The following is a 21,842-nucleotide window of genomic DNA, read 5'->3' as shown; positions in this document are numbered from 1 at the left end:
CAGGACCTTTTTCTTTTGAGTATGTTTGACCTACGATTCCAAAACCCGGTGCGGCCTTTCCCCGACCTGCGCCACCATCTTCCAGCAAATGGCTGAACAAACCACTCTCACCGGCCTGCGCGCCGGCGTGCTGCACGGCGACGAAGTGCAGCAGCTTTTCGAACATGCCAAAGCCAATGGTTACGCGCTGCCCGCCGTGAACGTAACCGGTACCGACACGGTAAATGCCGTGCTGGAGGCCGCCCGCGACCTGAACTCGCCGGTTATTATTCAGTTCTCGAACGGGGGTGCCCAGTTCTTCGCCGGCAAAGGCCTCGCCAACGATAAGCAGCAGGCCAGCATTGCCGGCGGCATTTCGGGTGCCCAGCACGTGCACCTGATGGCTAAAGCCTATGGCGTACCCGTAATTCTGCACACCGACCACGCCGCCAAAAAGCTGCTGCCCTGGATTGACGGCCTGCTGGAAGCCGGCGAAAAATTCTACGCCGAGCACGGCCAGCCGCTGTACTCCTCCCACATGCTCGACCTCTCGGAGGAGCCCATCGAGGAGAACATCGACATCTGCAAAGAGTACCTGGCGCGCATGGCCAAAATCGGCATGACGCTGGAAATTGAGCTGGGCGTAACCGGCGGCGAGGAAGACGGCGTGGACAACTCCGACGTGGATTCCAGCAAGCTCTACACCCAGCCCTCGGAAGTGGCCTACGCCTACGAGGAGCTGAGCAAGGTGAGCCCCCGCTTCACCATTGCCGCCGCCTTCGGCAACGTGCACGGCGTGTACAAGCCCGGCAACGTGAAGCTGCAGCCCGTTATCCTGAAAAACTCCCAGGATTTCGTGAAGGAGAAATACGCGCTGGAAGCTGAGCGCCCCATCAACTTCGTGTTCCACGGCGGCTCGGGCTCGTCGCAGGAGGAAATCCGCGAGGCTATCAGCTACGGCGCCATCAAAATGAACATTGACACCGACCTGCAGTGGGCGTTCTGGGATGGTATCCGCGGGTACTACCAGAAAAACGAAGGCTTCCTGCAGAGCCAGATTGGTAACCCCACCGGCGAGGACTCGCCCAACAAGAAGTACTACGACCCCCGCGTATGGCTGCGTAAAGGCGAGGAAACCTTCATTACCCGTCTCAAGTCGGCTTTTGAGGACCTTAACGCCGTAAACCGCCGCTTCTAGGTTGGTTGCGCGGGTTTTATAGCTTGCGCCCTAACACAAAACGGCCCCGTGCTCTGGTTGAGCACGGGGCCGTTTTGCGTGATTGTCATCCCGAGTGAAGCGAGGAATCTGAATTTCGGCGTAAGTAGCCTTACCTGATTCCCCCAGATTCCTCGCTCCGCTCGGAATGATACGCGGTGTATACGTTGAAACTACCGCTTGGCAGCGGCCAGCGCGGCTTCGCGCGCTTCCTGCTCGTGCAGGTCGCGGGGGGCATCCTGGGGGCGGCCGGGACGGTTACGGGCCGTGAACAGCACGTAAAGGCCGATGAATACCAGCGGGATGCTCAGCCACTGGCCCATGTTCAGGGTCATGCCCTGCTCAAAGGCCACCTGGTCTTCCTTAAAGAACTCCACCGTAATCCGGAACGTGAACAGCAGCACCACAAACAGCCCGAACAGCTGCCCGCGGGGCGTGTGCTCCTTGGTGCGGTTCCACATCGAGTACAGCACCACGAACAGGAACACGCAGAACAACGACTCGTAGATCTGGGTGGGGTGGCGCGGCACGGCTACCTCGGTGCCGGGGGCCACGCTGCCCGTTACGGGCTGGGTTTCGTAGGCCACCTTGCCATCGGGCTGGCGCACGCGCTGCACGGCTACCGAGCCGGCCGGCACGGGCTGGTCGGGGCGCGGCTCCTGCAGGTGCTCGGTATCACGGGGGAATACGAAGGCCCAGGGCGCGGTGGTGGGCTGGCCCACAATTTCGGAGTTCATCAGGTTGCCGATGCGGATGAGCGCGCCGCCCACGGCCACTACCAGCACAATCCGGTCGAGGGTCCAGAGCACATCAAACTTGTTGTTGCGGCTGAACAGCCACACGGCCAGGATGATGCCGATGGTAGCCCCGTGCGAGGCCAAGCCGCCCTCCCAGATCTTGAAGATGCTCAGCAGGTCGTTCTTGTACTGGGCCCAGTCGTAGAAAAACACGTGGCCCAGGCGCGCGCCCAGTACCGTGCCCAGCAGCACGTAAATGGTGATGACATCGACCCAGCGCGGCGACACCTTCTCGGACTTGTACACGTGGCCCAGAATGAAGGTACCCACCACGAAGCCCGACATGAACAGCAGCCCGTACCAGCGCAGCGTGAGTGGCCCGATTTCGGCCAGAATAGGGTTTGGACTCCAAAGAATGGCACTTAGCAGACTCATACGCAGGAAAAGTAAAAGGTCAGGTTAGGAAGGAGAAGACAGCCGCTGCACGCTGCCATCCACGTACACTTTGGCCAGAAACGGCCGGGGCGTGCGGCTGGCAAACCGGCGCAGGCCCGGCAGTGCCCGCACTACGCAGGCCGCCAGCTCGGCGCTGGTAAGGCCTTTGGCCACGATGATGAACGTGCCCGCCCCACTGGCCAACAGGGCCTGCTGCTCCAGCGGGTTGTAGCGGATGCGCCGCTCTTGGGTGAGCACGCACAGGCCCCGGGCCGTAACGGCCGGCAGCCACTCGGTATCGGGCGTTTCGGGGCGGAACAGGTCGGCGTGGCTCACGAAGGCCGTCTGCTGCTCGCGCAGGGCGGCCTGCACCCGCGGCGTGGCCACGGTGCGGTCGAGAAAAAACAGAGGATCAGGCTGCGGCTCCAAGCTCATAACGAATTGCTTCTTCCACGGCGCGGGTAGTCAGGCCGAATTCCTCGGCAATGGCGCGCACCGAATCACCGGCGCGGTACAGGCCCACCACCACGTCCACGGGCACGTAGTTTTCGGTGAGCACGGGCCGGCCGAAGGCAATGGTGGGGTCGACGGCAATGAGGGTGGGCAGACCTTCCGGCGCGAAGCCTGACCCGGTGCCGTACACCGGAAACAGGCGCAGCGGAAATCCGTCGGGTGCCCGCTCAATGCGGCGCAGGTAGGCTTCCACCAGCTGGCGGATGGTCATCTGGCCCCGGCGGGAGGCGTTGATGAGCAGGTTTTCATCTTCCAGGGCCCGCACAAACAAATCCACGCCGTCGGTTTCAAACTGGTGCTGGGCCAGCGGGTGCTCGGCCTGCAGCTCCTGGCGCACAAACTGCACCGCGTGGCGCACCCGCTGCAAGGAAATACCGTGCTGGTGCCGGATGGCGGCCAGCACGTGCACCTCCACCAAATTCAGAAACGACAGTCCCTCGGCGCTGGCCGGCTGCACCAGGGCATCGTCGGCGCGCGTCCAGGCTTGCACGGTGGTAGCCGCCAGCCCCGTCAGGTGGGCCACCTGCCGCGCCGAGTACACCGGCAGCCGGTAGGCCTGGCGTTCCTGGTATAGTTGAGTCAGACTGCTTGCCGCCACGTTGCTGTTCAGAGTTGAGCTACGAAAGTACAGGGTTTGCGGCATAACCGGTACCTATCCCCGCTCACGCGGCCTATCCTGCCTGTCATTCCGAGCAAAGCGAGGAATCTGGGCGAATCGGTTGCAGCAACCTGACCCAAACTCCCGATTCCTCGCTTCGCTCGGAATGACAGGTACTATCACAGAAAGGGCAACGCTTACAGCGCGTTCAGCTCCTGGGTGAAGCCGCCGCTCAGGATGGGGAAGCGCAGCCAGGAACGCGGGTCCACGTTGTAGTCGTCGAGGTGGAAGGCGGGGGCGTACCGCTCGCGCTTCCACTGGTTGCGGCTCCAGAGTGAGTAGAAGCGCTTGACGTAGGTTTTGAGCTGCTCCTTGTCCGCCGCAGCGTCTTCCTGCACCAGCGTGGCCAGCACCTGCCGGGGGCTGAGTCGGTCGTAGAAGGCCAGCCGCTCAATGCGGTTGAGCAGCGGATAGGGCATCAGGTCCCGCTCGTCGGTCTGCTTGTCTGCGAGGGGGCGCAGCTCGGCGGTGGGCTGCAAAGCATTCACGTGGTGTAGGGCCGAGTAGTTCAGCTCCGTCTCGGCCCAGCGCAGCCACTGCTTCACGAAGGCCTTGTCCACACCCGCAATGGGCGAGATAGAGCCGGCCGTGTCGCCGTCCATGGTGCAGTAGCCCACACTGGCCTCCGAGCGGTTGGAGGTCGTCATCAGCAGGCAGTTCTGCACGTTGGCCAGCAGCCAGATACCGGGAGCCCGCACCCGGGCCTGAATGTTCTGCAGGGCCAGGTCGTCGGTCTGCCAGGTCAGCTCGCGGCCCAGGGCGTGCTCAATCTTGCCCACGTAGCCGGTCACTTCCTCGTCAATGGTCCAGTCGTAAAACACGGCCCCAATGGAATCGGCCAGCTCCTTGGCCGAGTTGAACGTGTCGTCGGAGGAGTTGACGGTGCCCTGGTAGGCGCAGGTGAGCAGGCGGTTGGTTAGTTTTTTGTTGATGGTTTTTTGTTGTTCGTCTGCTTCCGACGCCGAGGCATCCCGGGGTCCAGGGGCATTATGGTCGGGTACGGGGGCCACGGGGCCGGCCAGCCGCTCGATTTCTTCGGCCGTGAAGCAGCCGGCCCGGCGCATGAACTCGGCGGTACCCAGCTCGGCAGTACCCAGGCGCACCAGCTCGGCCACGGCCACGGCGCACATCACCGAGTCGGCCCCGCCGCTGAGGCTGAGCACGAAGCCCCGGCTGCGGGCCTTGCGCAGGTAGTCGAACAGCGCCAGACTCAGAGCCTGATTCAACTCCCGGTACTCATCGGGCGTGGGCAGGGGCACGATGTTGGCGGCCGGCTCCAGGGGCTGGCTGAAATCCACGTCCACGCACTCCATATCCACTTCCTTGAAGCTCATGAGCTGGTTGCGCAGCAGCAGATGGCCGTTGCGGGCCACCAGAATTTCGCCGTCGTAGATCATGCGGCCGGCCTCGTTGCCCAGCAGGTTGGCGTAGAGGTAGGTGCAGCGGAAGTTGCGCGAGGCCTCCGTAACCAAGTGGTAGCGCACGTCGGTCTTACTCATGGCGAAGTGCGAGGCCGAGGGATTCACAATCAGATCCACCCGGCCCACGAGGCGGCAGGCGGGCCGCACGTCATCAGGCCGCCACGCATCCTCGCAGATTTCAAACCCGAACTTCACGCCCTGGTGCTCGAAAATCAGGTCGCCCAAAGTCCACTCCTCCCCTTCCCACTGCACCGTGGTGGTTTCGCCGGCCGGCCAAGGGTGGAAAAAGCGGGGCTCATAATGCACGCCATCATTGGCCAGAAACTGCTTGGCCGCGAAGCCTAGAATCTGCCCGTCGCGCAGCACGGCGGCCGTGTTGTAAGTGCGGTGGCTCAGCCGCACCGGCAGCCCCACCACCACGCAGATGCCCTCGGTCCAGGGCCGTATCTGCTGCAAGTGCGCCAGCGCCGACTCCGGCAGCCAGTCGCTCAGAAACAGGTCCTCGCAGCCGTAGCCGGTCAGGCACAACTCCGGCAGGCACAGCAGTTCCACTCCGGCTGCTTTGGCCTGGGTAATGGCCTCCTGAATGGTGCGCAGGTTGTGGGTCCAGTCGAAGGGTATCTGGTTGAGGGCGGCGCCGGCTATTCGCATGGGTTCGGGGGAAAGGTTCGTTCTGCAAAACAACTCCATTTCCCCGGATTGGGTTGCCACTGCGCCCTCTGCGAAACCACTGCGTCCTCTGCGGGCTCACCTCGTACCAACGACGTAGCCCGCAGAGGACGCGGTGGTTTCGCAGAGGGCGCAGTGTTCTTACACTCCTAACGTCTCCAGAGCCCGTTCGGCGGCCAATTGCTCGGCCTGCTTCTTACTTAGCCCCATTCCTACGGCCACCGGGCTTTCATCCACCACTACGGTGGCCGAAAACTCCATCACGCCGCCGGGGCGGGCTTCGCCGGTGAGGTCGTAGCGCAGATTTTTGCCGTTGCGCTGGGCCCACTCAATCAGCTTGCTCTTGAAGTTGGTGGTCGTCTGGGTCATGGCCTTCACGTCCACGTAGGGCTTGATGAGGCGGCTGAGCACAAACTTGCGGGCCGTTTTGTAGCCCTGGTCGAGATACACGGCCCCTACCAGCGCCTCCAAAGCGTTGCCGTTCACGGAGCGGGAGCGGGCAGCGCGGCCCTGGGCGGCATCCAGCTGCACCAGTTTGTCGAGCCCGATTTTAAGGGCAATACCGTTGAGGCTTTCCCGGTTCACAATGCGGCTGCGCATCTCCGTCAGGAAGCCCTCCTGCTCGTAGGGGAATTTGCGGAACAGGTATTCGGCCACCACCGTGCCCAGCACCGCGTCGCCGAGAAACTCCAGCCGCTCATTGCTTTGGTGGCGGGCTTGCTCGCCCTGTTGGCGCACCACTGAGGAGTGCGTGAAGGCCAGCTGGTACAAGCGCACGTTGTCGGGCGTGTGGCCCGTGAGGGTAGCAATAGCCTGCCGAAAAGCCCGGTCACGGCCCAGCAGTCGGCGGAAAAAACCGAATAGCGGCAGGGGCTGACCGGGCTTTGGCATCGTAGTTAATGTGAGAAATGTGGTTGAGTGTGTTGAATGTGCGAAATGTACTTACCGGACTGAACGCAGCAGCGAATCAGCCCTCTTTTTCACATTTCACACATTCAATCACATTTTCCACATTACGACTCGATTTTGCGGAAGATGACGGACGTGTTGTGGCCGCCGAATCCGAAGGTGTTGCTCATGGCCACATTCACCTCGCGGGCCTGGGCCTTGTTGAACGTGAAGTTCAGCTTGGGGTCCAGCTCCGGGTCGTCGGTAAAGTGGTTGATGGTGGGCGGCACCACGTTGTGCTGCATGGCCAGAATGCAGGCCACGGCTTCAATGGCTCCCGCGCCGCCCAGCAGGTGGCCCGTCATGCTCTTGGTGGAGCTGATGTTCAGGTTGTAGGCGTGCTCGCCGAACACCTTCTGAATGGCCTTCACCTCGGCCCCATCGCCCAGCGGGGTGCTGGTGCCGTGGGTGTTGATGTAGTCCACATCGGCGGGCGAAATACCAGCGTCGCGCAACGCATTCTGCATTACCAGCACTACGCCGTTGCCCTCGGGGTCGGGGGCCGTAATGTGGTAGGCATCGGCCGACATCCCGCCGCCAATCAGCTCGGCGTAGATTTTCGCGCCGCGGGCCTTGGCGTGCTCGTATTCCTCCAGAATCAGCGAGGCCGCGCCTTCACCCAGCACAAAGCCGTCGCGCTCCTTATCGTAGGGGCGGGAAGCCAGCTCGGGGGCATCGTTCCGCTCGCTCATGGCCTTCAGGGCGTTGAAGCCGCCCACCCCCGATTCGGTGATGGCCGCCTCCGAGCCCCCGGTTACGACCACATCGGCCATGTTCAGGCGGATGTAGTTGAAGGCCGAGATGATGGAGTCAGAGGAAGATGCGCAGGCCGAGGTGGTCACGAAGTTCGGACCCCGGAATTTGTGGCGGATGGAGATATTGCCCGACGCGCTGTCGGCAATCATCTTCGGAATGAAGAACGGGTTGAAGCGGGGCGTGCCGTCGCCATTGGCGAAGGCAATGCACTCAGCCTGCAGGGAGGTCAGGCCTCCGATACCGGAACCCCAGATAACGCCTACCCGGTCTTTATCCACTCCCTCCAGGTTGGCATCCTTGATGGCCTCATCGGCGGCAATCAGGGCAAACTGGGTGAAAATGTCCATTTTCCGGCCCTCCTTGGTGGGGAAGTAGGCATCCGGATTGTAGTTCTTCACTTCGCAGGCGAAGCGAGTCTTGAACTTGCTGGCATCGAAACGGGTGATGGGGGCGGCCCCACTCACGCCGGCTTGCAGGCCCTCCCAATAAGCGGGGGCGGTGTTTCCCAGCGGGGTAATGGCACCCAGGCCGGTCACGACAACTCTCCGAAGAGACATAGGCTGGCTCAGAGAAGCGAAAGAAAGGAAATCACTAGAAAAGCAAAACGGCCGGCGGCAGGCCGGCCGGTAAGCAGCTGTAGTAGTTAGTGCTTAGTTGATAGCGCTCAGGCTGCACCAGAGCTAACCAGGCACTAAGCACTACCAACTAAGCACTAACAACTATTTAGCGTGCTCTTCGAGGTAGCTGATAGCCTGGCCCACGGTGCCGATGTTCTCAGCCTGATCGTCCGGGATAGACACGTTGAATTCTTTTTCGAATTCCATGATCAGCTCAACGGTGTCGAGCGAGTCAGCGCCCAAGTCGTTGGTGAACGAAGCCTCCGGCGTTACTTCCGAAGCCTCTACGCCGAGTTTATCGATGATGATGGCTTTTACTTTTTCTGCAATTTCAGACATTTCCGTGGGGGTTTAAGGAAAACTCGGCACAAATAACACCATCTTCGCTAACATTGTCAAACTTCCTCCCGGTAATCTTCCCGGTGCAAGATTATGGCCGGGGGTGTTTCGCCGGGGTACTACGGTGCCTATTTTTGCGTTTCCTTTCCTTTGCCCCGCTTATGAAAACCCTTACGCTGGATGTGGAGTACGACTGTGACTTCGACCTGTTCGGGCTCGTTTCGTCCAGCCGGGAACACACGCTGGCCTGGGTCCTCAACCGGGCGCTGCACCTGCGCCTGGTGAAGCAGCAGGACCTCATTTATGACCTGCTCACCAAAGGCCGCCTCGTCATCAGCAACTACCTGCACGCCACGGAGCACTACACGCTGCGCCTGCTGCGCAACCGCTCCGTGGATCCTTCGCCCCTGAAGAAACCCTTTCTGGCACCTGATATTAAGGAATACGACTACCTGTTACAGGTTAGCGCTGGCATGGTAAGCCATTCACCGGAAGAGCTGCTCGCGCAGCTTTCAGCCCTGCCCGAAGTTCAATTGGTCAGTCAGGTAGATCCAAATGATCTTAAATTCAAAGAAAATCTGCTCTTTTAAGCTTTGAATAGTTTGCCAGACCACATATAACAAAGGACCTTACCACGCGGAAATGAGCTGTTTTACAGTTGTTTCCGCGTGATAAGGTCCTTTGTTATGCTCAGCACTACGCAAGCCTCTCCCCAACGCCACAATTTTTTGACCATACAACACCTCAATGGAAGCTCATCCGCATTTTAATAAAACCAAGATAATTGCCACCGTGGGCCCCGCGTCCAATACCTACGAGAAGCTGGGCATGCTCATGCGCGAAGGGGTGGATGTATTTCGCCTGAACTTCTCGCACGGTAGCCACGAAGACCACCTCTCGGTAATCAACACGGTGCGCCGCCTCAACAAGGACATGCGCACGCACGTGGGCCTGCTGCAGGATTTGCAGGGTCCCAAGATTCGTCTCGGCGAGGTAGAAGGCGGCGGCGTGGAAATCAAGCCCGGCGACAAAATCAAGCTGGTGTGTGGCGAGAAGGAAATCAGCACGGCTACCCGCCTGAGCACGATTTACCTGGGTCTGGCCCGCGACGTGAAGCCTGGCGATATGATCCTCATCGACGACGGCAAGATTGAGCTGCGCGTGCTGGCCACCGACCGGGACAAAGAGGTGGACGTGGAAGTAATCTACGGCGGCCTCGTGAAGCCCCGCAAAGGCATCAACCTACCCGATTCCGAAGTTTCGGCCCCGTCGATGACGGAGAAGGACATTGAGGACCTGAAGTTTGGTCTGGAGAATGACGTGGACTGGATTGCGCTGTCGTTTGCCCGCCGGGCCGAGGATATCCGCTTTATTAAAGGCCTGATTGCTGAAAGCGGCAAAACGGCCCGTGTAATTGCCAAAATTGAGACCCCCGAAGGCCTGAAGAACCTCGACGAAATCATTGCCCTCACCGATGCCGTGATGGTAGCCCGTGGCGACCTGGGCGTGGAGGTGAAGATGGAAGAGGTGCCGATGGCCCAGAAAATGATTGTGGAGAAGTGCAACAAGGCTGGCAAGCCGGTAATTGTGGCTACCCAGATGATGGAGAGCATGATTTCGGCCCCCCGCCCCACCCGCGCCGAAACTTCCGACGTGGCCAACGCCGTGCTCGACGGTGCCGACGCCGTGATGCTCTCCGCCGAAACCGCCGTGGGCGCTTACCCCGCCGAGGTAATCCGCTCGATGGTGGGCACGATTATGAGCGTGGAAACCCGCCGCGAGTCGCTCTACCACCGCTGGTGGCCTATCACCCCCGAGTCGCCCACGTTTATGGTGGACAGCGTACTGTCGGCCGCTTGCCATTTGGCCAAGAACACGGGTGCCAAAGCCATTACCGGCATGACGCACCGCGGCTACACGGCCTTCCAGATTGCCAAATACCGGCCCAAAGCCAACATCTTCATCTTCACCGATAACCGCGCCCTCCTGACTACGCTAAGCCTGATCTGGGGCGTGCGCGGCTTCTACTACGACCGGATGGTGAGCACCGACAGCACCGTGTCGGATATCAAATACGCCCTCACCACTACCGGCCACCTCAACAAGGGTGACGTGTTCATCAACACGGCCTCAATGCCCATCAATGAGAAGGGCAAAACCAACATGGTGAAGGTAAGCGTGGCGTAAGCACTGCTCCACCGGAAACAAAAAGCCCGCGCAACAGCTGTTGTGCGGGCTTTTTTGTGGCTGCATACGGCTTCCCTTGTTTCACGGCTTGTCGCCGCCGGACCGGCACAGTACCGGCAGCCTCTTTACTGTGTGGTTATATCAACGGCAAAAGGCCCCGAGCTTGCGCTCAGGGCCTTTCTGTATAAAAGAGCAGAAAGCCGGTTGACTACTTAGGCAGCCAGCGACTTCACGAACTTAGCCAGCTTCGACTTGTTGTTGGCGGCTTTGTTCTTGTGAATGATGTTCTTTTTGGCCAGACGGTCCAGCATCGACGATACTTTCTTCAGCAGCTCCTGAGCGGCCGAAGCGTCGGTGGTAGCACGCAGTTTCTTAACGGCGGTGCGGGTAGATTTAGCCTGGTAACGGTTCAGTACGCGCTTGGCTTCGTTGGAACGGATGCGCTTGAGGGCCGACTTGTGGTTTGCCATGTGGATATGAAAAAGGTCTTCTGCTCGAATTCAGTTCAATTGAGGAGTGCAAAGGTAAGGCTTTGGTTGGAAATAACAAACCTCCGGCGGAAAGCCGGCCCGGCCGTAGAGAGTTCTGTTCGGCATGCCTACCTTTTTCGCAACCGATGTTCTTCCGCGCTGGTTTTTGCGTACCTTATTCCATGCTACCGCCGGGCATTTTCTGACTACCACTCCCAGCCGTCTGCCGCCATGCCACTCGTTCCTGACTCTCCCTACCACGCGCCGTTTTACCTATTTAACGGCCACCTGCAAACCATTGTGCCCAGCCTGTGGCGCTCCGTGCCGGATGTGCACTACCAGCGCGAGCGGGTAGAAACCGAGGATGGCGACTTTCTGGACTTGGACTGGTCGCGCCAACCCGCCGGGCGGCCCACCGATACGCTCGGTATCGTGTCGCACGGGCTGGAGGGCGACGCCGGCCGGCCCTACGTGCGCGGCATGGTGCGGGCCCTCAACCACGCCGGCCTCGATGCCCTGGCCTGGAACTACCGCAGCTGCAGCGGCGAAATGAACCGCCTGCTCCGATCCTACCACCTCGGCGACACCGACGACCTGGATTTTGTGATTCGGTATGCCTTAGGCACCACGCGCTACCGCCACGTGTTTCTGACCGGGTTTTCGGCCGGCGGCAACGTCACGCTGAAATACCTGGGCGAAAACCCTGCACGGGTGCCCAAGCAGGTGCAGCGGGCGGCTGTGTTTTCGGTGCCCACCGACCTGAAATCCAGCTCCCACCACATTGCCCGGCTGGAAAACCGCATCTACCTGAACCGCTTCATGAAAACCCTGCGGGAAAAGATGCGCCAGAAAGCGGCCCTGCTCCCCGGCCAGGTTGATCTTACCAACCTCGACGAGCTACAGGACTTCCCGCAGTTCGACGACCGGTTTACGGCCCCCATGCACGGCTTCAAGTCGGCCGATGAATACTACGAGCACGCCAGCTCCGGCCGCTACCTCAGCGGTATCCGCATTCCCACGCTGCTGGTAAACGCCCAGAACGACCCGTTTCTGCCCCCCTCCTGCTTCCCCCGCGAGGTAGCCGCCCAAAGTCCCTACCTGTTCTTGGAAACGCCCGCCGATGGCGGCCACGTGGGGTTTGGGGAAGGTGCTCCAGACGGGCCGTACTACTCGGAGCGGCGGGCCGTGGAGTTCCTGACGGCAGAAACTCCAAGCTAGAAGCCATCCGTCATTGTGAGGAGGCACAACGAAGCAATGACAGCTATTTACGCGGGCACTACCACCACCTTCTTCGTTTCAAAAAACGGCTCTTGGAAGAAGTCGGGCAGATCAACGACGGTGGCTTTCAGGCCGGATTCCTGGATTTCCTCGGTCAGGTCGCCGCCTTTGAGATAGTAGAGGCCACTGTTGGCAGCGGCTTCGTGGCGGGGCTTGTAGCGGTGGGCAATCCAGGTGTGGAAGGTAGCCAGGCGGGCCACGGCGCGGCTCACGATGTAATCGTATTTGGGACGCAGCTGCTCGGCGCGGATTTGCTCGGCGGTAAGGTTAGTGAGCTGCAGGGAGTGGGCCATTTCCTGCACGGCGTGAATTTTCTTACCGATACTATCCACCAGATGAAACTTCGCTTCCGGAAACAGAATGGCCAGTGGCAGGCCTGGTAAGCCGCCACCCGTACCCACGTCCAGTACCGAAGAGCCGGGTACAAACTCCACTACTTTAGCAATGCCCAGGGAGTGCAGAAAATGGCGCTCTTCTAGGTTGTCCACATCGGTGCGGGCTATTAGGTTGAGGCGCTCATTCCAGCTCCGGAACTCGGTGTCGAGCTGCTGAAACTGCTGGCGCTGGTGGTCAGCGAGGTGCGGGAAGTAGTGGTTGATCAGGTTCATCGTGGCACAAAGGTAAACACAGTGGCGCGAAGCGGAGCTGCGCGCTACCGGGCACAAAAAAAGCCCCGACTTGCGACGGGGCTTTTTCACTAGATGATTTCCTTCTTGTTTTTCACCATGTCATAGAGCAGCTCACGGGCGCGGTGTAGCTGGGCTTTCACGGTGCCGAGGGGGGCTTTCAGCTCCTGGGCAATTTCCTCGTAGCTCAGCTCATCGAAATAGCGCAGCGTAACGAGGCGCTGGTATTTATCGGGCAGCCGGGATACCACGTGCTGCATGATTTCGATTTTCTGGTTTTTGATGGCCGACTCCTGCGGGTTCAGGTTCTGGTCGCGGAAGTCGATGGTGATTTCGTCGCCGTTATCAATCTTGATGGCCGAGTCAATCGACATCGTCTTGATCTTATTCTTGCGAATAAAGTCGATGCAGTTGTTAGTGGCGATGCGGAACAACCAGGTGCTGAAGGCAAACTCCGGGTTGAACTTGTGCAGGTTGCGGAAGGCCTTGGCGAAGGCTTCGATGGTGAGGTCCTCGGCGTCGTCGGGGTTGCGCACCATCTTCAGTACCACGTGATACACCGGTTTCTTGTAGATCTGCATCAGCTCGGCGTAGGCCTTGCCGTCGTTCTTCTCCACAGCGGCCCGAATCAGCTTGAAATCGTGCTTGGCTTTGGCGGAGAACTGTTTTTCCTGATTGTTTACTTCCATCGGAGCGTACGGTAGAGGAACAGCGAGATTCCCAGAGCGAGATAATAAAAAAAATACACAGCGTCGAGCACCGGTAGCCACAGAGGCGGAAACTGGTCATTGAGCCGACGGCCGAGCTGGTGATAGACCGGCAGGATAACTACGGTGCGTAGCAGGCATACCGTAGCCAAAGGTACCCAATTGGGGCGGGAAAACAGCAGGCCGATTGCCGTGCCATAAAAAACCAGATTGGCCCCCATAAAGGTCCCAATTCGCACCCGATCAGCGAGGCGGTAACTACGCCCGGCCGATAAGTGCCGCCGTTTCTGGCGCCACCAAGCCGCCCAGGTGGTAGCAGGCTCACTGAGGGTGTGCGCCCCCGAATCGGCCACCACGGCTACCCGCGCCCCCTGCTGCACGGCATCCTGCACCAGCAGGTCGTCGTCGCCGGAGAGGCTGCGGATGTGAGAAGCAAATCCTTTGGTTAGCTGAAAGACCTGCCGGGTGTACCCCAGGTTGCGCCCTACTCCCATGTAAGGCTGGCCTCGCCATGCGAAGGACAGATACTGTGCTCCCGACAGCAAGGTTTCAAACCGGATTAATTTATTCAAAAAACCCGATTCCTCCACGTAGGCCGAATACCCCACTACTACATCGGCCGGACGGCTGAAGCCGCGCTGCATGTATCTGAGCCACTGATTAGTGGCCGGGATACAGTCGGCATCCGTGAACAACAAGCGCGGGTTGCGGGCGGTTTTGATGCCCAGCGTGAGGGCATATTTTTTTGGGGCCAGACCATCGGGCGTGCGCGCAACGGTGACCAGCCGCACGTGCGGATAGTACTGCGTGAGCTGCTGCACATACAGGAACGTGTCATCGTCGGACCGGTCGTCGATGACGATTAGCTCAAAGCCAGCGGGATAATCCTGCTGCAGAATCAGGGGAAGCAGGCGGCGCAGATTGTCCAGCTCATTGTGGGCGCACACCAGTACCGACACAGGCTCGCTGTCGGGGCCCGTGGTGGGCTCCGGGGGTCGGCGGGCGAAGGGCAGAAAGTAATACGCCGCGTAGATAAGCTGCACCAGCACAGTGGTCAGCAGCACCCACAGGGCGGGCGAAAGATGAAAAGTCAAGGTAGCGCGGGTGTTTCGGAGCGCAAAAGTAGGCATTCGAGGTGGGGCGAGTACCTTTGTACTTGTATCAGATGCCCGTTGCCCGTTACCGGTTGTCAGGCTGTTCTTCCTCAGAACCCTTGACGACTCATCACCCGCAACCGGCAACTGGCAACCGACTTCCCGAGAATGACCTTCGACCTTGTAGCCAACGACCCGCACAGCAACGCCCGCGCCGGCGTGGTGCACACCGACCACGGCGCCATTGAAACGCCCATTTTTATGCCCGTGGGCACGGCCGGCACCGTGAAAGCCGTGCAGCAGCGCGACCTGAAAGACGATATCAACGCCCAGATTATCCTCGGCAACACCTACCACCTGTACCTGCGCCCTGGCCTGGAAGTGCTGCAGAAAGCCGGCGGCCTGCACAAGTTCAACGGCTGGGACCGGCCGATTCTGACCGACTCGGGCGGATACCAAGTGTACTCGCTGTCGGGCACCCGCAAAATCAAGGAGGAGGGCGTGAAGTTTCGCTCCCACATTGATGGCTCCCAGCACCTGTTCTCGCCGGAGGGCGTGATGGACATTCAGCGCACCATCGGGGCCGACATCATGATGGCCTTCGACGAGTGCACGCCCTGGCCCTGCGAGTACAGCTACGCCGCCCGCTCCCTGGACATGACGCACCGCTGGCTGAAGCGCTGCATTCAGCGCTTCGACAGCACCGAGGGCCACTACGGCTACTCCCAGACGCTGTTCCCGATTGTGCAGGGCTCCACCTTCAAGGATTTGCGGGTGAAGTCGGCGGAGTTTATTGCCGAGCAGCAGCGCGAGGGCAACGCCATTGGCGGGCTGAGCGTGGGCGAGCCGGCGGAAATGATGTACGAAATGACCGATCTGGTGTGCGGCATCCTGCCCAAGGATAAGCCCCGCTACCTGATGGGCGTGGGCACGCCGGCCAACATCCTCGAAAACATTGCGCTGGGCGTGGATATGTTCGACTGTGTGATGCCCACCCGCAACGCCCGCAACGGCATGCTGTTCACCACCCAGGGCATCATGAACATTGCCAACAAGAAGTGGGCCGACGATTTCGCGCCAATTGACGAGGAACTGGGCGGCTACGTGAGCACCTTCTACTCGCGCAGCTACGTGCGCCACCTGTTCCACAGCAAGGAAATGCTGGGCCCGCAAATTGCTTCCATTCACAACCTCACCTTCTACCTGTGGCTGGTGAAGCAGGCCCGCCAGCAAATCCTGGCCGGCACCTTCCGCGAGTGGAAAGACCGGATGGTGAAGCAGGTGATGACCCGTTTGTAGGTTGGTTTTTGGTTTTTTGTTGGTGGTTTTTGGTGTGGGCCAATAGATTACAGACCCAGCCGTTTTCGGAACCCAGCCACGAAAAACCAAAAACCAAAAACTAAAAACCAAGTGCGCCTCCTCGATAAATACATCCTCAAGAAGTTCCTCACTGCGTTTTTCTTCGCGGTAGTGCTGCTCGTGTCGGTTATCTGCGTGATTGACTTCACGGAGAAGAACGACGACTTTCTGCAGCACAACCTGGGCGCCTGGCAGATTCTGTCGGAGTACTACGTGAACCTGTTTCCGTACTTCGCCAACCTGCTCTCCCCCATCACCGTGTTTATTGCGGTGGTGTTTGTGACGGCTCAGCTGGCGGCGCGCACCGAAGTGGTGGCTATTCTGGCCTCAGGCATCAGCTTCAAGCGGTTTCTGCTGCCTTACATCATGGGCAGTGCCATTCTGGGAGCCCTCACCATGGCCATGACGGGCTGGCTGATTCCGATTGCCAACAAGACGCGGGTGCAGTTCGAGAAGGCCTACATCAAGAACCCGTACCGATTCAGCGGCCGCAACGTGCACATCAAGATCGGGCCCCAGAGCTACGCCTTTATGGAGAGCTACGACAACGTGAATAACGTGGGCTACAAGTTTGCGCTGGAAACCATTGACGGGCAGTTGCTGAAGCGCCGTATGACGGCTGAGGCCATTACCTGGGACTCCACCAAACGGGCCTGGCACCTCACGCCCCAGCTCATCCGCACGTTCCGGGGCGAGAAGGAGACGCTGCAAACCCTGCCCGCCCGCGACACGGTGCTGAACCTCTATCCCAAGGATTTCGCCAGCACGTACCGCTTGGCCGAAACCCTGACGCTACCCGAGCTCAACCGCTACATCAACCAAAAAATAGCCCGCGGCTCCGACGATACGCAGGTGTACCTGAGCGAGAAGTATGAGCGATACGCCTACCCCTACGCCATGTTCATTCTCACCGTCATCGGGGTGATTATGAGCGCCCGCAAGAGCCGGGCCGGCGTGGGCGGGCAGATTGCGCTGGGTTTCGTGCTGGCTTTCGTGTTCATCATCTTCGTGATTCTGAGCCGTAACCTGGCGGCGGTGGGGACCCTTTCGCCCCTACTGGCGGCCTGGGTGCCCAGCATTGTCTTCACCCTCATCGGGGCCGTGCTCTACCGCGTGGTACCTCAGTAAGAATGTGATGGAAATGTGGGTAAATGTGAAGAATGCGCTTGGGCTAGTCAGTCAGTGACCCCACGTTTCTACTCTCCACTTACTTCCACATTCAGCACATTTCCCACATTCAACACATTACTTCTTCCGTGCTCAAAGATTATCTGCGTCTGCATTTTATTGTGTTGCTCTGGGGCTTCACGGCCATTCTGGGCAAGCTGATATCAGTGCCGCCGGTGGAGCTGGTGTTCTGGCGCACGTTGCTGGCCGCTACGGGCCTGGGTGTGTTACTGGCGGTGCGGCGGCAGCCCTGGCGCGTGGCCGCGGGCGAAGCCGCCAAGCTGCTGGGCGTGGGTGTGCTGGTGGCCGCGCACTGGATTACCTTTTTCCTGGCTGCGCGGCTGTCATCGGTGAGTGTGTGCCTGGCGGGGCTGGCGACGCTGGCGCTGTGGACGTCCTTGCTGGAGCCGCTGGTGCTGTGGCGGCGGGTGCGCTTTTACGAGGTGGGGCTGGGCTTGCTGACGATGGTGGGACTGTACCTGGTGTCGCAGGCGGAGCTGGACCAACTGGCGGGGCTGCTGGTGGCAATACTGTCGGCGGGGCTGTCGGCGTTGTTCAGCGTATTCAACTCCAAGCTGGTGAAGCGCCACACGCCGTTTCAGGTAACCCTGTACGAAATGGCCGGCGCCTGCCTGAGTATTGTGCTGTTTCTGCCTATCTACGGCCAGTATTTCACCGAAGGACGCGGCGTGCAGCTGGCCCTGAGCGGCTACGACTGGCTGTGGCTGCTGCTGTTGGCCGGCGTGTGCACGGTGTACGCCTTCAGCACCTCCGTAGAGCTCATGAAGCGCATTTCGGCCTTCGTGGTGAACCTGACCATCAACCTAGAGCCCGTATACGGCATTGTGCTGGCCGTGCTGATGTATACGTTGCGCATTCCCGGTTTCGGGCAGGAAAAACTCTCCACGGGCTTTTACCTGGGCACCGTGGTTATCCTATCCAGCGTACTCATTCACCCCTTACTCGACCAGTGGAACCAGCGCCGCCAGCGCAAAGCTGAGGCGGCCGATGTACTGGTAGGCTAACGGTGAAATGGTGAGATAGTGAAATGGTGAGTTTGACGTGCCATCTGCGCGGATTGAAAAACAAACTCACCATTTCACTATCTCACCATTCCACCGTTACAACCGCCCATCCCACACCTGATACGCCACCGGCAGCGACAGATGCGGCGGGGTTTCCAGCCCCGGGAACAGCCCGAACACGGCCGAGCCGGAACCCGACAGGCTGGCGTAGGCCGCGCCGGCCGCGTACAGTTGTGCCTTGATTTCGCCCAGCACCGGATAATGCGGCGTGAGGGCCTCCTCGAAGTCGTTGCTGATGATGTCGCGCCAGGTTTCCAGGGGTTGGCTGATGGCCGCCCGCAGGTCGTGGCGCGGGGTGCGGGGTTGCACGCGGCTGTACGCTTCGGCCGTACTGATATGCAGGCCGGGGTAAATAACTTTGCAGGCCACGCCGGTCAGGCTTAGGCTGATCTGCTCGAATACGTCGCCCCGCTCGTAGGCAAATACGGGCTTATTCCGGATGAAAAAGGCGCAGTCGGACCCCAGGCGGCGGGCGTAGCTTTCCAGCGCCTCGGCATCCAGCTTCAGGTCGAACAGGTCATTGAGGGCGCGCAGGGCAAACGCGGCGTCGCCGGAGCCCCCGCCCAGCCCAGCCCCGATGGGCACTACTTTGTGCAGGTGCAACTGCACGGGCGGCAGGTGAAAATCGGCGCGTAGTAACTCGTAGGCCCGCAGACACAGGTTGGTAGCCGGCTCGCCGGGAATGGGAATACCCGTGAGGGCCAGCGCAGTTTCGGCCCCGGCCACCGCAGGCAGCACCTCCAGCGCATCCGTCCACGGCAGCGGCACAAACACCGATTCGAGGTTGCGGAAACCGTCGGGCCGCTGACTGGTAATGTAGAGGCCCAGATTGAGCTTGGCGTTCGGAAAAACGAGCATGGGTATGGATGGCTAGAGGCTGCAAGCTACATGCTACCGGCCTTTTTTTACCGACAAACGTGGTCATCATCGTTTCGTACACCCGCTAAACAACGCGCAGCATGTAGCTTGCCGTCTGAAGTTCCCCGTTTCACCTGATGCCCACTCTCACCACCACTTCCTGGTATGCCCGCCGGGGTAAGCGCCTGCTGGATGTGCTGGTAGCCGCGCCAGCCCTGCTGCTGACGTTGCCGGTGCTGGCAGTGCTGGCTCCACTGCTGGCCTGGCAGAACGGTGGCGGCTGGCTGTTCCGACAGCGGCGGCCAGGCCGGCAGGGGCACCTCTTTACCTTCTACAAGCTCCAGACCATGACCAGCCGGCGCGACGCCCAGGGCCAGCTACTGCCCGATGCCGACCGCCTTACTCGCCTGGGCCGCTGGGTGCGCGCCAGTTCCCTAGATGAACTACCCCAGCTCTGGAACGTGCTGCGCGGCGACATCAGCCTGGTAGGCCCCCGCCCGTTGCTGGCGCAATATCTGCCGCTGTACTCCCCGGAGCAGGCCCGCCGCCACGCGGTGCGCCCCGGCATTACGGGCTGGGCCCAGATCAACGGGCGCAACGCCATCAGCTGGGAGCAGAAATTCGCCCTTGACGTATGGTACGTCGATAACCTGTCGTTTGGGCTGGATATGCGAATTTTGCTGCGCACCGTAGGCCGGGTGCTGGGCGCGCACGATATTGCGGCCCCTGGTCAGGCTACGATGGAGGCTTTCCGGGGTACGCCTCCCCCCTCTTCTCTGCTGTAAATCTACCCTATGTCGTCTGCCGTTGAGGTATCCATTGCCGTTCGTCCGCTGGCTATTGTGGGTGCCGGTGGACTAGGCCGGGAAGTATTGCTGCTGATCCGGCAGCTCAACGAGCAACGGCCTACCTGGGAGGTTACCGGTTTCTACGATGACCGGGCTCCGGCCCAACCCAGCATCCACGGCGTGCCGTACCGGGGCACCGTGGCCGACCTGAACCTCACCCCCGAGCCATTGCACGTGGTTATTGCCGTGGGCAGCAGCCGCAGCCGACAAGCCATTGCGGGCCGGCTGACCTCGCCGCGGCTACAGTTTGCCACGCTGGTGCACCCTGGCGTGGTGCTGGCCCCATATCAGCATAATACCATCGGGGCGGGCTCCATCATCTGCCAGGGCTGCATCCTGACTTGTGATATTACGCTGGGCCAACACGTGCTGCTGAATCTGGGCTGCACCATCGGGCACGATGCCGTACTGGAAGATTTCTGCTCCCTGATGCCGCACGCCAACATTGGCGGCGAGGCGCATCTGGGAACGGGGGTGTATCTGGGCACCAACGCTACGGTTATCAACCAGGTGCGGGTGGGGGCCGGTACCACCGTGGGGGCTGGGGCTGTGGTGGTGCGGGATTTGCCCGGCGGCTGCACGGCCGTGGGCGTTCCGGCGCGGGCTATGTAAACCATCAGTACGCACTGATTTCAGACTAATTTCGGCCAAGGCTACCCGCAAATTCCTCATCTTGCCGGTAGCCCGCTTACCTCTCCTACCCCCTTTTGCCAATGCGCAGTCAGGATTACGACCGGTTGTACCTTTCCCCTCCTCACCTCGGCCGGCATGAGTTGAATTACCTGCACAAAGCCATTGAAGACAACTGGGTTGCCCCCGTGGGACCTAACCTGGATGGGTTCGAGCGGGACATCTGCGAGTTTACCGGCGCGGGGCACTGTGTGGCGCTATCCTCGGGTACGGCCGCCATTCACCTGGGACTGCGGCTGCTGGGCGTGGGCCCCGGGGACGAGGTATTATGCCCCTCCTTCACCTTTGTGGCCACGGCTAACCCCATTCTGTACCTCGGAGCCCGGCCGGTTTTTGTGGATAGTGAGGCCGAAACCTGGAACATCTGCCCTGAGCGGCTCCGGGAAGCACTGGAGGACATGCAGCGGCAGAACCGCCGTCCCCGGGCCCTCATTATCGTGCATCTCTACGGCATGCCCTGCCGCCTGCGGGAAGTGCTGGCCGTAGCCGCTGAATTTGGCGTACCGGTGCTGGAAGATGCCGCCGAAGCGCTGGGCAGCCGTTACGCGGGCCAGCCGCTGGGCACCTTTGGCGACGTGGGTGTCTTCTCTTTCAACGGCAACAAAATCCTGACCACCAGCGGCGGCGGCGCCCTCGTAACCAACCGCCCGGACTGGGCCGAAAAAGTCCGTTTCTGGGCTACCCAGGCCCGCGACGCGGCTCCGCATTACCAACATTCCGAACTGGGCTACAACTACCGGCTGAGCAACCTGCTGGCTGGCATCGGGCGGGGTCAGATGGAGCTGCTGGCAGACCGGGTAAAAAAGCGGCGGGAGATTTATGCCTGGTACCAGGAGCATCTACACGCTATTCCCAGCCTCACCCTTGGGCCTCAGGAACCAAAAGCCGGGCACTCCAACCGCTGGCTGAGCTGCGTGCTGCTCAACCCCACTGAAACCGCCGTTACGCCCGAACAGCTGCGCCTGCACCTGGAAACCCGCAACATCGAAAGCCGCCCACTCTGGAAGCCGCTGCACCTGCAACCGTTGTTTGCCGACGCGCCTATGTACGGTGGTGAGGTGTGCGCCGACCTGTTTGCTCGCGGCCTGTGCCTGCCGTCTGGCTCAGCTATGACTGAGTCTGATTTACAGCGCGTTGCATCGTCCATAGCAACACTACACACACCTGAGTAAATAGCCTAATTAG

At 60.4% G+C, this 21,842-nt stretch carries 22 protein-coding genes; 10 read left to right on the top strand and 12 right to left on the bottom strand.

All coding sequences use genetic code 11. From position 1 onward, the window contains the following. The first annotated feature begins 88 nt into the window (after positions 1-88). The gene (fbaA, locus tag ACN19L_RS16235) at positions 89-1,177 is read left to right on the top strand and encodes a class II fructose-bisphosphate aldolase (RefSeq protein ID WP_426490517.1); all 1,089 of its coding nucleotides are present in this window, start codon (positions 89-91) and stop codon (positions 1,175-1,177) included. A gap of 191 nt (positions 1,178-1,368) precedes the next feature. Here the strand turns inward: fbaA and lgt are convergent, their stop codons facing one another. The 7 genes from lgt to ACN19L_RS16200 form a co-directional block, all read right to left on the bottom strand. Further along, entirely contained in the window at positions 1,369-2,367 is a 999-nt protein-coding gene (gene lgt / locus ACN19L_RS16230; RefSeq protein WP_426490516.1) for a prolipoprotein diacylglyceryl transferase, read from the bottom strand. Positions 2,368-2,391: 24 nt separating this feature from the next. Then, on the bottom strand, positions 2,392-2,802 hold the full coding sequence (locus tag ACN19L_RS16225; protein ID WP_426490515.1) for a hypothetical protein: 411 nt from the start codon (positions 2,800-2,802) through the stop codon (positions 2,392-2,394). After that, a complete protein-coding gene (locus ACN19L_RS16220) occupies positions 2,780-3,523 on the bottom strand; it encodes a DUF433 domain-containing protein (protein WP_426490514.1) in 744 nt (247 codons plus the stop codon). The genes ACN19L_RS16225 and ACN19L_RS16220 overlap by 23 nt, the downstream gene beginning before the upstream one ends. A 152-nt stretch (positions 3,524-3,675) precedes the next feature. After that, on the bottom strand, positions 3,676-5,610 hold the full coding sequence (gene nadE, locus ACN19L_RS16215; RefSeq protein ID WP_426490513.1) for an NAD(+) synthase: 1,935 nt from the start codon (positions 5,608-5,610) through the stop codon (positions 3,676-3,678). A 159-nt stretch (positions 5,611-5,769) separates the two neighbouring features. Continuing rightward, positions 5,770-6,519, bottom strand: a complete 750-nt coding sequence (gene rnc / locus ACN19L_RS16210) for a ribonuclease III (RefSeq protein ID WP_426490512.1) — start codon at positions 6,517-6,519, stop codon at positions 5,770-5,772. 122 nt (positions 6,520-6,641) lie between these two features. Continuing rightward, positions 6,642-7,889 carry a beta-ketoacyl-ACP synthase II gene (fabF, locus tag ACN19L_RS16205; protein WP_426490511.1) on the bottom strand — a complete coding sequence of 416 codons (1,248 nt, stop codon included), beginning with the start codon at positions 7,887-7,889 and terminating at the stop codon, positions 6,642-6,644. A 162-nt stretch (positions 7,890-8,051) separates the two neighbouring features. Next, complete coding sequence (locus tag ACN19L_RS16200; protein ID WP_019948606.1) at positions 8,052-8,288, bottom strand: acyl carrier protein; 237 nt, start codon at positions 8,286-8,288, stop codon at positions 8,052-8,054. 161 nt (positions 8,289-8,449) lie between these two features. On the opposite strand from ACN19L_RS16200, the gene ACN19L_RS16195 reads away from it, so the two are divergent. Both ACN19L_RS16195 and pyk read left to right on the top strand, forming a co-directional pair. Continuing rightward, a complete protein-coding gene (locus ACN19L_RS16195) occupies positions 8,450-8,878 on the top strand; it encodes an IPExxxVDY family protein (protein ID WP_426490510.1) in 429 nt (142 codons plus the stop codon). A gap of 157 nt (positions 8,879-9,035) precedes the next feature. Beyond that, positions 9,036-10,475, top strand: a complete 1,440-nt coding sequence (gene pyk / locus ACN19L_RS16190) for a pyruvate kinase (RefSeq protein WP_426490509.1) — start codon at positions 9,036-9,038, stop codon at positions 10,473-10,475. Positions 10,476-10,687: 212 nt separating this feature from the next. Here the strand turns inward: pyk and rpsT are convergent, their stop codons facing one another. Continuing rightward, on the bottom strand, positions 10,688-10,945 hold the full coding sequence (rpsT, locus tag ACN19L_RS16185) for a 30S ribosomal protein S20 (RefSeq protein WP_044013973.1): 258 nt from the start codon (positions 10,943-10,945) through the stop codon (positions 10,688-10,690). Positions 10,946-11,176: 231 nt separating this feature from the next. Here rpsT and ACN19L_RS16180 point away from each other — a divergent pair, with 231 nt between their 5' ends. Continuing rightward, positions 11,177-12,163, top strand: a complete 987-nt coding sequence (locus ACN19L_RS16180; RefSeq protein WP_426490508.1) for a YheT family hydrolase — start codon at positions 11,177-11,179, stop codon at positions 12,161-12,163. Between the two features lie 47 nt (positions 12,164-12,210). Here ACN19L_RS16180 and rsmG read toward each other — a convergent pair whose 3' ends face one another. The 3 genes from rsmG to ACN19L_RS16165 form a co-directional block, all read right to left on the bottom strand. After that, on the bottom strand, positions 12,211-12,831 hold the full coding sequence (gene rsmG / locus ACN19L_RS16175) for a 16S rRNA (guanine(527)-N(7))-methyltransferase RsmG (protein ID WP_426490507.1): 621 nt from the start codon (positions 12,829-12,831) through the stop codon (positions 12,211-12,213). 89 nt (positions 12,832-12,920) lie between these two features. Continuing rightward, positions 12,921-13,538, bottom strand: a complete 618-nt coding sequence (locus tag ACN19L_RS16170; RefSeq protein WP_125420219.1) for an RNA polymerase sigma factor — start codon at positions 13,536-13,538, stop codon at positions 12,921-12,923. After that, entirely contained in the window at positions 13,529-14,650 is a 1,122-nt protein-coding gene (locus ACN19L_RS16165; RefSeq protein WP_426490506.1) for a glycosyltransferase, read from the bottom strand. Before ACN19L_RS16165 ends, ACN19L_RS16170 begins: the two co-directional genes overlap by 10 nt. Before the next feature lie 168 nt (positions 14,651-14,818). On the opposite strand from ACN19L_RS16165, the gene tgt reads away from it, so the two are divergent. The 3 genes from tgt (at position 14,819) to ACN19L_RS16150 (ending at position 18,201) form a co-directional block, all read left to right on the top strand. Continuing rightward, a complete protein-coding gene (gene tgt / locus ACN19L_RS16160; protein ID WP_426490505.1) occupies positions 14,819-15,949 on the top strand; it encodes a tRNA guanosine(34) transglycosylase Tgt in 1,131 nt (376 codons plus the stop codon). A 111-nt stretch (positions 15,950-16,060) separates the two neighbouring features. Then, complete coding sequence (locus tag ACN19L_RS16155; protein ID WP_426490504.1) at positions 16,061-17,137, top strand: LptF/LptG family permease; 1,077 nt, start codon at positions 16,061-16,063, stop codon at positions 17,135-17,137. A 128-nt stretch (positions 17,138-17,265) separates the two neighbouring features. Continuing rightward, entirely contained in the window at positions 17,266-18,201 is a 936-nt protein-coding gene (locus ACN19L_RS16150; RefSeq protein WP_426490503.1) for a DMT family transporter, read from the top strand. Positions 18,202-18,297: 96 nt separating this feature from the next. On the opposite strand, the gene ispE is transcribed toward ACN19L_RS16150, so the two are convergent. Beyond that, on the bottom strand, positions 18,298-19,119 hold the full coding sequence (gene ispE / locus ACN19L_RS16145; protein WP_426490502.1) for a 4-(cytidine 5'-diphospho)-2-C-methyl-D-erythritol kinase: 822 nt from the start codon (positions 19,117-19,119) through the stop codon (positions 18,298-18,300). A 137-nt stretch (positions 19,120-19,256) separates the two neighbouring features. Here ispE and ACN19L_RS16140 point away from each other — a divergent pair, with 137 nt between their 5' ends. The 3 genes from ACN19L_RS16140 to ACN19L_RS16130 all read left to right on the top strand — a co-directional run bounded on the left by ACN19L_RS16140 (position 19,257) and on the right by ACN19L_RS16130 (position 21,829). After that, on the top strand, positions 19,257-19,904 hold the full coding sequence (locus ACN19L_RS16140; RefSeq protein ID WP_426490501.1) for a sugar transferase: 648 nt from the start codon (positions 19,257-19,259) through the stop codon (positions 19,902-19,904). 9 nt (positions 19,905-19,913) lie between these two features. Continuing rightward, a complete protein-coding gene (locus ACN19L_RS16135; protein ID WP_426490500.1) occupies positions 19,914-20,579 on the top strand; it encodes an acetyltransferase in 666 nt (221 codons plus the stop codon). A 101-nt stretch (positions 20,580-20,680) separates the two neighbouring features. Next, a complete protein-coding gene (locus tag ACN19L_RS16130) occupies positions 20,681-21,829 on the top strand; it encodes a DegT/DnrJ/EryC1/StrS family aminotransferase (protein ID WP_426490499.1) in 1,149 nt (382 codons plus the stop codon). Positions 21,830-21,842: the final 13 nt, after the last annotated feature.

The organism is Hymenobacter sp. 102 (assembly GCF_049949205.1).
Classification (GTDB): domain Bacteria; phylum Bacteroidota; class Bacteroidia; order Cytophagales; family Hymenobacteraceae; genus Hymenobacter.
The sequence above is the reverse complement of the archived record's forward strand: the minus strand, read 5'-3'. Positions and strand labels throughout refer to the sequence as shown.